Below are 15230 nucleotides of genomic sequence, written 5' to 3' on the forward strand. Positions count from 1 at the left end.
TTAACCTATCTCTTTTAAAGGAACAGCAACAAGTTTATGCCCAAACATTTTTAATACTTGGTTAACCTTCTCAAGATTCAAATTGGTCTTTCCTTGCTCTATTTTCCTTACTACGGTCAATGCAACCCCAGCTCTTTCCGAAAACTCCTCTTGAGTAAGGTTTACCTCCTTTCTACGTTCTTTTACAAAATCGGATAACTCTTTCATTATATGCAATTAAATATAATATAACCCAAAATTACAAAATTATATGCTAAAACATATAATTTTTAATAAAATTCACATTTTATATGTAAATACATATAAAATATAAACACTTAACTATAAAAAAACCCCGTAAGCTAATCGTTTACGGGGTTTTGTTTTTTATTAAAAGAGTAACCTTACTTATCATTAATCCGTTCCACCAGTTTATCATCGCTCCATTCACCACCGGCTACCAAATCGCCATCGGAATCAAAGAATTTACCGTTTCCACTTCGTTTGTCATCTTTCCATTCGCCTGCATATTTCTCTCCATTTGGCCAGTAGTAGGTACCGAATCCACTTCGCTTATCTTCCTTGTAAGCACCAATGTAATATTCCCCATCAGGCCAATAAAAAGTACCCTCGCCATTACGCTGATTACCTGACCATTCCCCCTCGTAACGGCTACCACTGTCTAAAAGAGCAATCCCGTAGCCATTAGCTTTTCCGTTTTTCACCTTACCTACATAATGCATTAAATTGCCTTTCGCACTTTTAAATTTCAGGTATTGCCCAGAAGATTTATCTTTCATCTGTTTCTTTAAACGGGCCAACTGTACTTTGGTTTTCTCCAATGTAAAGTTTAAAGAATCGTATTTACGAACCTCCCTTGCAGAAGCAATTTCGGGTTTTGGCAAACTATCCAATTCCGCTTTTACAGAATCTGCTTTGGGCTGTGTTCCAGATTTTGCTTCCGCCAACTTCTGGGCCAAAGCAATGCGCAACGGAATACCCATTTTATTCTCTTCCCTCACTTTTAAAGAAGCGGTGTACGATTTAATTGCGGAATCATACTGCCCCTCTAGCAACATAGAATCTATTATGGCCAACTTCTCATATTCGCTTAATTCATCGGAAATCTGCCCTTGCTGTACTTGGGCTTCCTCCAACTGTTTTTTAAGTGAATTCGATTTTATAAAATAAAACAAAGAACAGCCAATGGTAGCGGCTAGAATCACATAAGTTGCAATATTCTTTTTCATGGTTTCTTGGTTTTACGTTTTAAATACGGGTCAATCGTCTAAATGGATTTCTGGTAATTTCTTTTTCACCCTTCTGAAATCGGGGGAATAATACATATGGAAACGCATCGTCCACGTTTGTTTAAAATAGCCCGCATTGACCAAATCCTGTCCTTGGGAGTACATTAATCCGGCAGCAAAAGTCAGTCTTGGGGTAGCGATATAACCAAAAGTGGTCGTCAGTCGTAAATCTTCCATGGCACTGCCCACTACCTCTTTTCCGCTTTGCATAATCAGTTCCGCTTCCGGGGAAACGTAAAAAGTCTTTGGTTTTAGTTTGTGGCTGTTCAAAGGCACTTTTGCCCGGAACATATAACGCCATCTATTTCTGTAGATGTAATCACTGTTCTCCACAAAACTTTGTGTCCACCTATGTTCTATTCGGATACGATGGTAGATCATTGCGGTATATAACGGCTGTGCAAATTGGTACTGGTGCCATATACGCCATTCGGGAACCACGTTTCTATCTTCGGAATCCTCATCTGTATTAAAATTAATACGCACTACCCCACCCAAACTAAAATTCACCTTTTTAGAATAAATATACCCGATGGCGTGGCGGTTATAGATTTGTCCAACTTGACCAATAAACGGGGTTTCTTCCGTTTCTTGAAAACGAAAATGGGTCTGTGCATCCCAAAACAAGCGTTTCCCTATTCTTATTTTACCGTAGGTATTCACCCAAACCTTGGTGGTCGGGTCTTTGTATTGTGATGATTCCGGTAAATATACTTTTTCCTCTTCTTGCGCTGTGACGCTTCCGGTTACGACCAAGAGCGACATTACGAGCCAAATAAAATTATTTTTTCTGCTTTCCATGTCTAGTTCTCTTTGGCGGTTGATTGCTCATGAAGCAGTTTCATAATCTCATTGGGGTTCTTCTCCCTACGCAATTTGCGTTCTAGTTTTTTGGTATCCTCTTCCCTAAGTTTCAGCATACGATCGTTGGTATGCGTAATCTGCTCGGTAAGCTTTTTTGCATTCTCACAATCCACTTCGGTTGCTTGTTTTAGAAAACTCGGAATTAGTATTTCGCTGTAGGCGGAAGTAACTTTCTTTTTCACCCCTTCTTGCATCACCGTTGCCATAAAAGGATTCCAAATGGCATCTTCGTACAGTATTTTTATTTCCTCGGATGTAGCGGGAAGGGCACCAAGAACACCCGTTAATTCTTGTAATTCATCCAAGCACACTTTCAGCTTGTTACCAAAAGCCAATTTCTCCTCGGGGTTGTTCAGGGAAGCATATTCCCCTAGTGACTTGTCCGCCAGTTTTTTTAAGTTGTTCAGCGGCGTATTGTATAGCACCGGAAGCGCTGGCAGCAAAGAATCTATTTGCGTTACCAAAGTATCGTTCTCGGCAATCAAGTCTTTTTCTAGTCCGTTTAGGGCCTGTAATCGTGCCTCGTTCGTCAATCGGTCGGATAAGGACTCCATGAGCTCTTGCAAACTTAGCTTGGCGTATTCCGCTATTGCGGCGACGGTTTTTGTGGAGTTGCCATTAAAATTGAACTCACCGGTATTGGCCAATACAAATGTTTTAGTGGCCTGCGTACTATCGGTTACTACTTCAATATTCGTACTGGGTTTTCCTGAGGGCCACAGTTGTTGCATTAGCTTAGGAAGCTCCATATACTCCAAAATATCTTCCTCCTTGTATTTTGCGAAAGTACTGAGCGGTTGCAGGAAATCGGCATCTATTTTTTTGACCACTTCATATCTATACTGCGCATCTGCATCGGAGCGTCGTACTATATTCAAATGACTGTTATGTAAAAGGGTATCGCTTATGGATTTTGCCGTTTTATAATCTTGGGCAATTTGGTCAATATCTGATTTCTGCTGGGCATCTAGTTCGTAAAACGGGACTTTAACCTTAAAATTCGGAGTCAGTTCAGTTGGCCCCATTTCGTTTAGAATGCCGTTTAATTTTGCATAGTAACCGTCGTTCTCGGCTAGCAGCTGGGCAACATCACTTTTAAAATCAACGGAGTTTTCAGAAGTTATGGTTGCTTTTAAAAGGTCTATATATCCTTGGTTTAGAGCTATGGTTTTATAAGAATTATGCGAAGCAAAAACACTGATTTTTTTGGATATACCATCCGTAGTCCAATTGATTTCTTGTAGCAGCCCCTCGTCAAAAATCCAGTTTTCGGTATCTTCTAGGTCGTTAGATGCGTAAGATGTCCATTCGTCATGTGCTAGTCCGTTTCTTAGAAAGCGGCCCACGAGTACCGTACTATCGTTTTCCATCTGAAAACTTTGTTGGGGCACGCCATTTTTAAAATTGATGACACTACTAAAAAGTGTAGTTTCTACTTCTGAGGATTTAATGCGGTTTACTTCATACGACCATTTCCCATCGGGTTTGCCTTTTGAAAGGGCACCTCTACCCTCCTCTTGTTGACCACTGACCAATACGCGGTATTCATAACCTACAAGCTTACTTTCACTTTCTGTTTGAAACTCGCCAAACTGAAAATGCCAAGGTCCCGTTGGGGTGCCTTTATAAAACCTGCCTTCCATTAAAAAAGAAGTATCCGCTTCTTCCAATAAGGCATTGAGGTTGCTACTTTGTAATTGAAAAGCACCATCGTAGAGGGTATCTTGTTCCGTTACCACATAGGTGTAGGCAGCTTTCCCCTTGTAGGCGCCAACTTCTAGCGGGCCATTGTATTGTTGTTTCTCTTGACCATACGAATGGTAAAGGAACACCAGGGAAATTAAAAGAACAAGCCGTTTTTTAAAATAGATCATTCGGCAATTTTGGTATATAATTGGTTCGTCTTGGTAGTAAAATACGGAGCTTAGCCCTATATGGACGTTTGGCGGAAGCCTTTTTAACATATACGGAAACCTGTACGTCTATTTTTATGGATTTATCAGGCATTCAACAAGTTCCAGTAAAATAATACCTTAATAAATAGGGAATCAAGTAAATTTTAAAAAAAGAAAATAATTAATACAAATTACGTTCGTCAGTAAACTATTTCAGCTTTAAGAAAGAAAAAGAATTAAATCTTGTTTTTGAATAAACAGCTAGATGCGTTTTTAGATTACAAAGTATACATACATCAACGCCTTAAAAACATATGTAAATAGTATGAGCTTCCATAGAGGCATGTGCCTATTTGCAATAGAGGTCAAAATTTTTGATATGGTTATTATACTGAAATAAAAAAGCTGTAGATACTAATGTAACCATTGCAAAAACAACTATCACACCAAATAACGGATTCTGCCAAACCTTGCAAACCCACCAAAAAATACCACTTACACAAAATATCGGTTAGTCTATACAAAATTACAGAAGTCACCTGTGTGTTCTGCGTAAATTGAAAACACTATTCCCTCTACCGTACATCATCATGTAACGTATTGCACACTTTTGTCGCAATCTAACTACTCCAAAAAATGAATGTTCAACTACGTAGGGTCTATATCTCCACCGCAATTGCACTAATTGCCGCACTATTGTTACAATCTTGTTACACCACCCGTTTGGTAAGCACACACGGCGTGCCCATGCCTCCTGAAACTATGGAAGGCCAAGATTGGTACCGCGATAAAATGTACGGAGAATATACGGCCGTAGTAAAAACCTCCGTGCTTACAGATGGTATGATTATCAAAGTTCCCAAAGATAAATGTGAATCCGGAAAACTGTTTTCGGTTGAATTCACAGACACTTTTGGAGGCAACCTTTTGTACTTAGTGACTTTTGGAAGCCGTAGAAAAGTGAAGATAAAATATGTATGTATGCTACCTGATCTTTAATATTATGGCCAAGACAAGTGAATTATTAGTTGGAAAATGGGATACGCTGCACGAGAACGGGGCTTTTGACCTGAAGCGTCAATATATTACCCGTCACGAACACAAAGCCACTATGCCCAGCAGGGTGTTGCGCTATAACGATGCAGCGGAAGAAATGCAGCGATTGATTAAAAAATGTGAAACGGAAAACGAAGGTTTCCGCGCGTTCGGTTCGCGTTGGTCCATGTCCAAAATTGCGCATCAGAAAGATAATATGCATCAAAACAATTTGATGTATCTAGACCTTGAAATAGAGGAAGGCGATATGCACCCCGATTCTGAATACGCGCATAACAATATTTTCTTTTTTGAATGCGGAAGTACCATAAAACGCATTTCGCAAAAATTGAACGAATACGGTAAATCTTTAAAAACCACAGGTGCTAGTAATGGGCAGACCATTGCGGGTTGTATTTCCACCGGTGTACATGGGTCCGCTTTTGATACGGGTGCGGTACAGGATTACATTGTAGGACTGAACATCATTACAGGACCAAATGCTGAAGATAATGTGTATCTGGAACGGCATTCCCAACCCAGTTTAAACGATGCTTTTGCGCAAAGTATAAACGCTAGGGTCATTAGAAATGACGACCTTTTCAATGCCGCTTTGGTGGGTTTGGGGAGTTTTGGGTTTATTCACGGCGTTGCCCTAGAAGCAGACGACCTTTTCCTGTTGGATAGATACGTGCGACGAATTGATAAAAACCTGGCCCTTTCCTTATCCAAAACTTTGGACTTTGAGAATTCCGAGTTTAAAATTGACAATGAAGTAGATGAAAACGGAAAACCTAACCGACCGTACCATTATAAAATTTTCATTAACCCGTATGTGGACGAAGACCAATATGTGGTGGAGGCCATATACAAGAAAAAGTACACCCTGGCCTACCCGGACCCGTTCACTAAAATTGAAAAATCGCTTTATAAAGACCTTATTTATTTGCTGATTAAATTCAGTGAGAAATTCCCGAAAAGTATTCCGTGGTTTATAAAGAGCCTGCAAAAAAGTATTTTGCCAGAAATTACCAAAGACGAAGAAAAAATTAGGGCTACACTGTACGAAACCTTTTGGGATGCCGGCTACAAAGGCCCTGCTTTTGCCTGTTCTATGGGCGTTGCCATTGAAGATTCCGAAAGGGCATTGAACGCACTGGTAAAAATGACCAAAGACCATCCTATTCCCGGAATTTTTGCCATGCGCTACGTGAACCAAACCGAGGCCACTTTGGGTTTTACCAAATTCCATAAAACCTGCGTTATTGAGATTGACGGCATCCAATGGAATAAATCCGATAAAATTCCAAGTTTGGAGGAATATGGTCGGTTTATGATCGAAGCAATGCAAGCTGAAAATATTTCGTTTACCGTGCATTGGGGCAAAAGCATGGACTATGCATTTCCCGATCTAGCCCACCACATGTACGGCAACAACGTAGACCAATGGATGAAATGCAGAAGTTGGCTACTTTCCGAGAAAATGGCGAATGTATTTTCCAACGAATTTATTTCCACATTAGGTTTGGAAACGTATCATAATGTACCCAACGATTTTATTGAATCTTTGGATAAAAGCGGACAGCCCGCACATTTAATTACATAGCTATAATTCGTAAACCATACTTTTAGTTCATACCGATCAAGCCTCATCATTTGGTTCCTATCCTTTTGATGAGGCTTCTTTTTTTCTTTCCTTTTCAGTTTTAAACCTTGGTAAATGCGGTGATAATTCGTTGATAAAAATCAGGTATAAAATCTTGTGCTATCTTAAATAAAAATTCACTTAATGTCAATTTAACATATTGACAGTCAATAATTTGAGATTATAATAAAAAATACTGCAGATTATAAAGAATTTCCATCAAACTATACATAACTGGTTTTTTTTTGCCTCCTAGTACGGTACGTTTGTCATGTAATTAGAATACACAGATTCCTCCAAAAACTAGACTTGATTATAGTTTCAATATAACCATTGAAAACTTTGATCAATACTTAAAAAACGTAGTTGAAATGGAATTGGTTATTCAAACCGGGAGAGAAAACAACGACCTATGGAAAATCCCACGGGTAAAAACTTTACTCCAGCCGTACCATCCTGTTATTTCCGCAGATGTACTTTGTTTGGATGACAAATGCTTTCATTACCTAACGCTAAATGACCATGCCCCTGTACAGAAACTTATAGGTCTACTCATGGAAATAAAAGGCATTAAAGCTGCCTATCAAAAACCACTTGACTTCCCCCCAATGTAACAGTTTCTATTTGTAGAAGAAAGCTGTTCAAAAGTTAAAAAACACCCCCGCTCTTATTGGAAAATCAGTATTAACCTTGGTCGATACTAATAAAAAAGTCGACCTATAAATTCAATTTTATGGCAACAAAAAAAAGTAAAGTAGTCATTGATTCGCCATCGGGTTCACCACCAGAACTCATTGTCGTCTCAAAAAGCATTGAGGCACCTCATGCCGAGGAAGCCGAAAGTGCAGCAAAATCGAAATCCAAACCATCGGCAAATACCTTAGCAGGTTTTGTGGTGGGTAAAAAGCTACAGCTTGTTCCGTTATTCGCGGACACAGATGCAGAAGTGGCGGAACTGGTTTCAAAGGCAAGCCAAGAAGAAGGCGCCGAAGACCTTTCAAAAATGCGGCAATTTTATAAACTAGCAGCACCGGAAGGAGAAGACCTGGAAAGTATTGCAGCCTCATTGAACGAACTGGACGAAGTGGATGGTGCGTATGTTAAACCCGGTTGTCTACCTCCCGTTTATTTTGGTGATGACGGTATGGAAGCAGCACCTAGTGATGATGCACCACCCATTACCCAAAACCTAACAAACAACCAAGGGTATCTAAATGCTGCACCACAAGGGGTAGACGCGCGTTACGCTTGGACGCTACCTGGTGGACGTGGTAACGGTGTCCGTATTATTGATATTGAGGGTGGTTGGAATTTTAACCATGAGGACTTACGGGTAAACGTAGGTGGCTTACTTGGAGGAAACAACAACACAAGCGACCTACGTTGGCACAATCACGGTACGGCAGTATTTGGTGAAATGACGGGAGACAGAAACAGTTTTGGCGTAACCGGAATATGCCCGAGCGCCAATGTCAGGGCTTACTCTATTTTTGGTGTGGGGAGTGCCAATGCTATCAGAAGAGCAGCTGATAATCTCCGCGCCGGCGACCTTATGTTAATTGAATTGCATAGAGGAGGACCTAACTATCCCGGTGGAAATACGCAAATGGGCTTCATTGCCATTGAATGGTGGCCAGATGACCTTGCGGCCTTGCAATATGCCACCAATAAAGGTATCATAGTCATAGAAGCGGCTGGAAACGGGTCTCAAAACCTTGATGCCGCAATCTATAATACAAGACCTAATGGGTTCCCATCCAGTTGGCGAAATCCGTTTCGTAGAACTGCAGGTCATGATAGCGGCTGTGTTATTGTGGGTGCAGGTGCGCCGCCTCCTGGCACTAATGGAGGAAATTGGGGCGCTGACCGTAGCCGCTTAGGCTTTAGTAATTATGGTTCTTGTGTTGATACCCAAGGTTGGGGCCGAGGTGTTACTACAGCTGGTTATGGAAATGTTACGGGCAACAACCCAAATAATAAGAATGAATGGTACACAAATTCCTTTAGTGGTACCAGTAGTGCTTCACCTATCGTTACGGGTGCTGTAGCCTGTTTGCAAGGTATTCAAAAAGCAGCAGGAAGGGCTATGCTTACGCCTCGTAGAGCTCGCCAATTGTTGAGAAGCACAGGTTCCGCACAACAAGCAGGAGCTAATCCGGTATCTCAACGCATTGGTAGACGTCCAGACCTAAGGGCATTGGTTAGAGCTACGGCTTCCCGTAGACCTTGGTGTGGAGTTCAGTTCAATGGTAGTGTACCACGTAATGCTACCCGCAGATGGTTTACCCATAGCTGGCCTGATCATTACCATGTAATCTGGACGGTAGTTCCAACAGCACCGGCCATTGACGGTTCTGCTCAGATAGAATTTGAAGTGAAAACTACAAGACAGGCTTTTGGGCTGATCAAGTATTACATAGAGATCAAAAATCTTAAGAATTATACGGTAAACGTACAAGCACGTTACTGTGTAGTTGCATCATAAAAACAAATAATATTAATCCGGAAAGGTCAAAAATTTAGCCTTTCCCTAAAATCTAAAATTATGAGAGTAGGTGTTCAATTTACTGGCAGTGTACCTAGAAATAGTACACGTAAATGGTTTACCCATAGCTGGCCGGAAGCTTGGCATGTGGTATGGAATTGTGTTCCGCAAAGTCCGATTAGGGATGGAGGCGCACAACTGGAATGGAAGATTCAAGTCTGTAGACAGAGTAGTACTAAAATCAAGTACTTCATTGAGGCCAAAAACCTTACGGGCTCAACCCTTCAGTTTGAGGCGCGATACGCTATAATGAACCGATAAAAATATTTGGTAACACTAAAAATATATGAATTATGAACATAAATATTAATATCAACGATACGTCTGATGCTACCAGCAATACTGCTGAAGACCCTACGGAAACTACAAGTGCCGTAGCCGATGCAGGGCTTCCACCCTCTGATGTAGCAGGCACATCTGCAGACGACCAGAATTCAGGTGATACGGACGCCATTGCTTCAATGGAAGATGGGCATGTAGATATTGGTGGTCCACCAGAATGGCTCCTTCAAGCAATGTCCGAGTCAACTTCAGAAGAAGACGATGCAACCGCCGCTACCGATGAAGATATGGACGATGGCGGAAGTGGTCCCGAACTGGACTAATTTCCAATTTAGAATTCTTGACCCGTATGGTGAAAACTGTACGGGTTTTTGTTTTTCACAAAAGCTGAATGTATTGAAAAAGCTCTGATAACCAAACAATTAAAACCTCAAAAACACCATTTATACAAAATCAACTACAATCCACACAACGCCGAACTAGCTAGGCATCAAAATCACTAATTTAAGATTTTACTTACTGAACGGTAAGCACATATTTACAGTAAAAGGTTCCCCTAAAAAATAGAAACTGACTATACACGACCATTGAAACTATGTTTCAATTGGCACATAGTTAAAAACACACGATGGTCTCCATTGTGAACACCTCATTTTCTAATTCTTATTGCAGAACCCATGCCCACCACGTCTTCTTTAGGAAATTCTCTACGTAAACCCTTTACAGCAAATAAGCGGCTCTTTACGTTACTTACCGTGGCTTTTATAATTATTGGGCTGTTCTTTGCTATTTACTACTCCCACATTAAAAATAACGAGCACCATTATCGCGAGTCTAAACTTCACAGTTTAGATGCCAATTTTGACATTATTACCAAGCAACTCAATAATGATTTCCAGAAGTATTATTCTACGGAGTATGATTCCATTTACTCCAGTAAAGAAGTAACAGCCGAGCTTAGATCAATTTTTTATAACAAACTAAACAACTCGCAATGGAATGCCCTCTTAAATAAGGTCAGTAAAATTACTCCGTCGAAAAGTATCATAAAAAAACTCACTAAAAATGAAGAAAAAGATGGAGCTTATTCGCTATTAAATCAAAGAGATTCAATTACCAAGAACAAGATAAGACCCAAAGTCTGGAGAGCTCTTAAACAAAAAATAAGTGAGAGTACACCTTTTGACCAAGAGTTTGATGAATACATTGTCGTTTTTAAAAAATCCGCAGAACTAGATCAAAAGAACCAAACAGATTCAATTATAGAATTAAGCTCGCTAAAGGGGCGGATTATCTTACCTGACAGCCTTAATAAACTCAATCCGTTTAACATAGGCATGTCTATTGGCATTCCAAAGAACGATGAGGTTTATCAGCTTTTTGGACGTGAATATACCTATGAAACGGACCTAGATACCCGCGTACATTATGATATTCAAATTTTTGGACTTGTGGAGACAGAGCGTTACAATGAAGCCGTCAGAAAATTAGATCCCTGGATAATTGCTTTGCTCACCACGTTCTTACTTCTTGGTCTTTTTGGAATGCCCTATTTTAAAATGCTCTTTATTGCTGAAGATGAACGCCTATCCAGTAATGACGTTATTTTGTCTGGCATATCTGTAATTATTGGTGCGCCCGTTTTAATAATCGTGTTCTTCTCTCTCATGAACCATTATTACGACTACTACTACAAATTTCCGGACAGACTTGATGATTTAAGTGAAAAAATAAAAACCCGTTTTGAAGCTGAAAACGCAGCCAATGTTACTACACTTTATGAGATGTCGCTCGCCAGTGAAGAGCGAGCTAGAGATAACAGCGACAGTCTGTCTATTCGTATTTCAAAGGCCAATGATGCCTTTCGTGAAAACCACAAGTTTATCTCTAAAATAGATACTGCCACCGGCGCTGTAAAGTATCACATAAGATTAATTGATAAAAACAACATAGAGAACACAAAAAACCTTGGTAGCCGCCCCTACTACACGGATTATGTTAACGCTAAAAACCTCTGGTTCCTAGATACACTCGCCCATAAAATCAAATATGTCATGAGGCCCGTGGTTTCCATTGAAGACCAAAGCGAGGAAGCCGTTTACCTATTGAAAAATGAACGAGACTCCATCTCTGGTTATAGAGTGGGCGCCGCTCAACTAAAATCTTTGCATGAAGCCATTTTACCCTTTGGCTTTCAGTTTGCCGTGGTAGATGAAACTGGCGAAGTCTGGTTTCACTCCAAAAAAGGAAGAGCTACCCTAGAAAATTTTCTCTATGTAAGTAGAAACAAAGAAGAAATAGAGGCCGCCATGCTGGGGCGAATAAAAACAGCAGGCATGGTCAATTATAGAGATAAAGGGCAATTATATAGTATTAGACCCATAGCCAACACTAATCTTAGTGTAATTGCCCTGTATGATATAGGACTTCTTCGCACCAAAGTATCTGAAGTTTTAACCCTTTCCTGTATTGGTATTGTATTGGCTCTGATTTTAATACTGATTATCACTATCCTTTCGCTCATCATTAGAAATCCGAAACTAGGACTCTATAAATACGACCGATTCTTATTTGAGTTTTTAACTCCAAAAAAAGAGTTGAGAGACTCTTACATTATTCTGTCCTTCCTTCTTACGGGACTAATTACCATTGCATTTGGCATTAGTTTTCTTATACCACCAACTACGGCCTATATTCTATGTCTTCTTCTTGGTATCTATTCCTATTTAATCATATTCTACACGTTGCACCCTCATAGAGGAAACAACGATTTTAAGTTTAAGGTTCGCGATATTCTACTGTTATTAGCCATAATTTTCCTCAATATTCTCACTTGTAAAGTCAATGAAAATGAGATTAAGTACGTGCTTCCTTCCTTAATTCTTCAGTTCATTTGTTTAGCTGTGATTTACTTTAATAAGTCATCAAAAAAAACAAAGTTCATTACCAAAGTTCACCATAAAGTACATTCCATAATTAAAAATGTGAGTGACTTTAGCCGACGTAAAAACAGGAACATACGAATTGGCTACAGCTATTGGTATGCCCTATTTCTATTCTGTTGGTTGCTTCTGTCTACCATTTTTCCAGCGTATTTAATTTTTAAGAATGCTAAGTTTTTAAATGACCAAATATGGACAAAGACGGATAAGATTGATATGGCCAGACGCTTCATGGATAAAGAAAAAGAACTGGAAACAAGTTTCCCTGCCTTTACCGGTCAAGAAGATGAATATGCTAAGCTTCAAGAAAAACACTTAAGTGAAGGTCAATATCACGAGACGTTTACCCTAAAGGAAACAACAAGTACCAAAACCTCTAAAAACACCCCAAAAAACACAGGCCTAGAAAATTTCCTATGGCACATACGCCCTACTTATGACGCTCGCATAGCTGAATTCCAAGGAATGGTTTATAAATATGCGCATGATTTATCATGGGTTAATGAAGAAAACCCCAACACCTTTTATCTAAATTATTTAGACAGTAATAAAGCGATTTGCATAGCGGACACCAGTCTAAAAAACTCATCGGACTCTCTACCGCCTAAATTCATTCTTTTAGTGGTCATAGGTCTTATTATTATTTTGGCTATTCTATTTTCTTTGATTTTATTTTTCTCGGATCGTTTCTTCGCTTTTCGGTTCAGGCATTTAAAACCTAACGATTTTGACACCAATCAGGAAGAAGACTACATTGAAAAATTTGGTCAAATTCTTCACGATGAAAAATCAAATTCCGGTTTACTCCTTATTGGACCTCCTTTTTGTGGAAAGCAAACCTTTGCCAAGGAAATTCTAACAGATGCCGGTTACCTGAGAATAGCCACACTTTCTATGTTACAGCTCGAAAATATGCCAATAAACTCTGACATTGGGGAGAATCTGGGCATCCTTTCCAGCAGCTATCAAAAAGGACAAAATGATTTTCATCATGAGGATTATGAAGCCTATGTAATAGAACATTTAGAGCATAACATAAAATCGTTTGACGCCAACCATACCAAACTCCGGATTATCCTATTTCTTATTTCACAGCGAAAACGCATTATTCTTGTCTCTGAAGTATATCCAAGCCAAATTTTTTCTATGTATGAGTCCGCTCAAGAAGAAGCTGAACGTTCTTTGGGAAGTCTTCAAGACGACTTTAATTCATGGCGTAATATTTTAAGTGCGTTTCCGCAAATCTTAATTGGCATTACAAAAAACACTAAAAAAGTATCCAAACAACTCAATTTTGGCCTCCAAAGTGCTCAAAGACCATCTTCAAATGATATTGATATTCTAACTGATGAATTGGGGTATAGCAAATTCCTGCCCACTTTGGCGCCTGTTATATTGGTCAAATCGCTTTATGATACGCCATATGCTGTAAATCAACCGCATCGCTTAGACCGGCAACGCATGGTAATGCATACCCAAAACTTAGCGCATGGCTACTATAATGACATCTGGAACACCTTACCTACACGTGAACGCTATTTATTATATGATCTAGCCAAAGATGGTTTTATGAACATCAAAAATAGGAACTCGCTTTTCTCACTAATGAAAAAAGGTTTGGTGGTATGGCATGATCGGCCTAAGATTTTCAATTACAGTTTTAAGAATTTTATCATGACTTCAGTGTCATTAAATGAAGCCTTACGACTAGAAAACAAGAACCGCGGAAAAGGGACTTGGGCCAACACACGCATTCTATTTTATCTGCTGATTATAACTGTCATCGTGTTCATTGGTCTAGGGAAACCAGAGCTACTAAAAGATTTTGAAACGCTGGTTGGCACACTGGGCGGACTAGGCGTATTAATACCTCTAATAAGTAAACTATTGGCCTCTGGAGGTCAAAAATTATAATAACTAAATACACACATCATGGGAAAGAAAACAAATTCCAAAAAAGAGCTATTCGCTCAAAAAAGCAAAGAAGAAATTATGAAGAACGGGCAATCTGGCATACACAAGTACGGGGATAACTTTATTTGTGCCACGGACCGCTCGGGACATTCCACACCGGGTGACCGATCTCCGCTTGAAATTTTGGTGGATGCCAGTGAAGGGTTCATTCCCCTTTGGGCGCAATACCAAGTGCTACGTTGGACTTTTGACGAAACTGCCTTGTATTATTATCAGAATGCAGAAGGTATAAAAACCTACGTTAGAGAGCTATTGGGTGAGGCCTTACTGGGTTGGGGAGAGGCAGTACCCGTTCGTTTTAACGAGAATGCGGACAATTCAGATTTTCAGATACACGTTTCCCCATCCGATAATTGCAATGCCCATGGATGCGTTTTGGCAAGTGCCTTTTTTCCCGATAGCGGAAGACACCAATTGGTGATATATCCAAAAATGTTCGAGCAAAGCAAACAGGAACAACTAGAAACTATGATGCACGAATTGGGGCATATTTTTGGGCTTCGGCATTTTTTCGCCAAGATAAGTGAGCAGGCTTGGCCTTCCGAAATTTTTGGCGAACACAAACCTTTTTCCATCATGAATTACGGTGCAAAAAGTGTGATGACCGAAGAAGATATCAGGGATTTGAAAAGACTCTATGAAATGGCTTGGAATAAATGCCTTGTTGATATTAATGGTACGCCTATACATTTAGTAATGCCTTTTCATACCATCAACACTGCTATTGTGGTATAACAATTCAAACTTCATACTAAAAGA

The 15230-nt window shown here is 39.8% G+C and carries 12 protein-coding genes; 8 read left to right on the forward strand and 4 right to left on the reverse strand.

Going from position 1 to position 15230, the window contains the following annotated elements:
* The 4 genes from KO521_RS11760 to KO521_RS11775 all read right to left on the reverse strand — a co-directional run bounded on the left by KO521_RS11760 (position 1) and on the right by KO521_RS11775 (position 4027).
* On the reverse strand, positions 1 to 207 hold the full coding sequence (locus KO521_RS11760) for a type II toxin-antitoxin system Y4mF family antitoxin (protein WP_215940113.1): 207 nt from the start codon (positions 205 to 207) through the stop codon (positions 1 to 3).
* A 176-nt stretch (positions 208 to 383) separates the two neighbouring features.
* Entirely contained in the window at positions 384 to 1229 is an 846-nt protein-coding gene (locus tag KO521_RS11765) for an MORN repeat-containing protein (protein WP_215940114.1), read from the reverse strand.
* A gap of 30 nt (positions 1230 to 1259) precedes the next feature.
* Entirely contained in the window at positions 1260 to 2090 is an 831-nt protein-coding gene (locus KO521_RS11770) for a DUF2490 domain-containing protein (protein WP_215940115.1), read from the reverse strand.
* A gap of 2 nt (positions 2091 to 2092) precedes the next feature.
* The gene (locus KO521_RS11775; RefSeq protein WP_215940116.1) at positions 2093 to 4027 is read right to left on the reverse strand and encodes a hypothetical protein; all 1935 of its coding nucleotides are present in this window, start codon (positions 4025 to 4027) and stop codon (positions 2093 to 2095) included.
* 657 nt (positions 4028 to 4684) lie between these two features.
* Between KO521_RS11775 and KO521_RS11780 the strand changes: the two genes are divergently transcribed.
* The 8 genes from KO521_RS11780 to KO521_RS11815 all read left to right on the forward strand — a co-directional run bounded on the left by KO521_RS11780 (position 4685) and on the right by KO521_RS11815 (position 15206).
* The gene (locus KO521_RS11780) at positions 4685 to 5047 is read left to right on the forward strand and encodes a hypothetical protein (protein WP_215940117.1); all 363 of its coding nucleotides are present in this window, start codon (positions 4685 to 4687) and stop codon (positions 5045 to 5047) included.
* Between the two features lie 4 nt (positions 5048 to 5051).
* Positions 5052 to 6689 carry an FAD-binding protein gene (locus KO521_RS11785; protein ID WP_215940118.1) on the forward strand — a complete coding sequence of 546 codons (1638 nt, stop codon included), beginning with the start codon at positions 5052 to 5054 and terminating at the stop codon, positions 6687 to 6689.
* Positions 6690 to 7099: 410 nt separating this feature from the next.
* Positions 7100 to 7342 carry a hypothetical protein gene (locus KO521_RS11790; protein ID WP_215940119.1) on the forward strand — a complete coding sequence of 81 codons (243 nt, stop codon included), beginning with the start codon at positions 7100 to 7102 and terminating at the stop codon, positions 7340 to 7342.
* Between the two features lie 119 nt (positions 7343 to 7461).
* Positions 7462 to 9213, forward strand: a complete 1752-nt coding sequence (locus KO521_RS11795) for a S8 family peptidase (protein WP_215940120.1) — start codon at positions 7462 to 7464, stop codon at positions 9211 to 9213.
* A 60-nt stretch (positions 9214 to 9273) separates the two neighbouring features.
* The gene (locus KO521_RS11800; protein ID WP_194532368.1) at positions 9274 to 9534 is read left to right on the forward strand and encodes a hypothetical protein; all 261 of its coding nucleotides are present in this window, start codon (positions 9274 to 9276) and stop codon (positions 9532 to 9534) included.
* A gap of 32 nt (positions 9535 to 9566) precedes the next feature.
* Positions 9567 to 9878, forward strand: coding sequence for a hypothetical protein (locus KO521_RS11805; RefSeq protein WP_215940121.1), 312 nt, complete (start codon positions 9567 to 9569; stop codon positions 9876 to 9878).
* Positions 9879 to 10232: 354 nt separating this feature from the next.
* Positions 10233 to 14411, forward strand: a complete 4179-nt coding sequence (locus KO521_RS11810) for a hypothetical protein (protein WP_215940122.1) — start codon at positions 10233 to 10235, stop codon at positions 14409 to 14411.
* Positions 14412 to 14429: 18 nt separating this feature from the next.
* Positions 14430 to 15206 carry a matrixin family metalloprotease gene (locus KO521_RS11815; protein WP_215940123.1) on the forward strand — a complete coding sequence of 259 codons (777 nt, stop codon included), beginning with the start codon at positions 14430 to 14432 and terminating at the stop codon, positions 15204 to 15206.
* Positions 15207 to 15230: the final 24 nt, after the last annotated feature.

Source organism: Zobellia uliginosa (genome assembly GCF_018860745.1).
Lineage (GTDB): Bacteria > Bacteroidota > Bacteroidia > Flavobacteriales > Flavobacteriaceae > Zobellia > Zobellia uliginosa_B.

Excerpts from the sequence above, each read along its gene's own strand:
- KO521_RS11760 (WP_215940113.1), bottom strand. The coding sequence starts at position 207 with ATGAAAGAGTTATCCGATTTTGTAAAAGAACGTAGAAAGGAGGTAAAC.
- KO521_RS11765 (WP_215940114.1), bottom strand. The coding sequence starts at position 1,229 with ATGAAAAAGAATATTGCAACTTATGTGATTCTAGCCGCTACCATTGGC.
- KO521_RS11770 (WP_215940115.1), bottom strand. The coding sequence starts at position 2,090 with ATGGAAAGCAGAAAAAATAATTTTATTTGGCTCGTAATGTCGCTCTTG.
- KO521_RS11775 (WP_215940116.1), bottom strand. The coding sequence starts at position 4,027 with ATGATCTATTTTAAAAAACGGCTTGTTCTTTTAATTTCCCTGGTGTTC.
- KO521_RS11780 (WP_215940117.1), top strand. The coding sequence starts at position 4,685 with ATGAATGTTCAACTACGTAGGGTCTATATCTCCACCGCAATTGCACTA.
- KO521_RS11785 (WP_215940118.1), top strand. The coding sequence starts at position 5,052 with ATGGCCAAGACAAGTGAATTATTAGTTGGAAAATGGGATACGCTGCAC.
- KO521_RS11790 (WP_215940119.1), top strand. The coding sequence starts at position 7,100 with ATGGAATTGGTTATTCAAACCGGGAGAGAAAACAACGACCTATGGAAA.
- KO521_RS11795 (WP_215940120.1), top strand. The coding sequence starts at position 7,462 with ATGGCAACAAAAAAAAGTAAAGTAGTCATTGATTCGCCATCGGGTTCA.
- KO521_RS11800 (WP_194532368.1), top strand. The coding sequence starts at position 9,274 with ATGAGAGTAGGTGTTCAATTTACTGGCAGTGTACCTAGAAATAGTACA.
- KO521_RS11805 (WP_215940121.1), top strand. The coding sequence starts at position 9,567 with ATGAACATAAATATTAATATCAACGATACGTCTGATGCTACCAGCAAT.
- KO521_RS11810 (WP_215940122.1), top strand. The coding sequence starts at position 10,233 with ATGCCCACCACGTCTTCTTTAGGAAATTCTCTACGTAAACCCTTTACA.
- KO521_RS11815 (WP_215940123.1), top strand. The coding sequence starts at position 14,430 with ATGGGAAAGAAAACAAATTCCAAAAAAGAGCTATTCGCTCAAAAAAGC.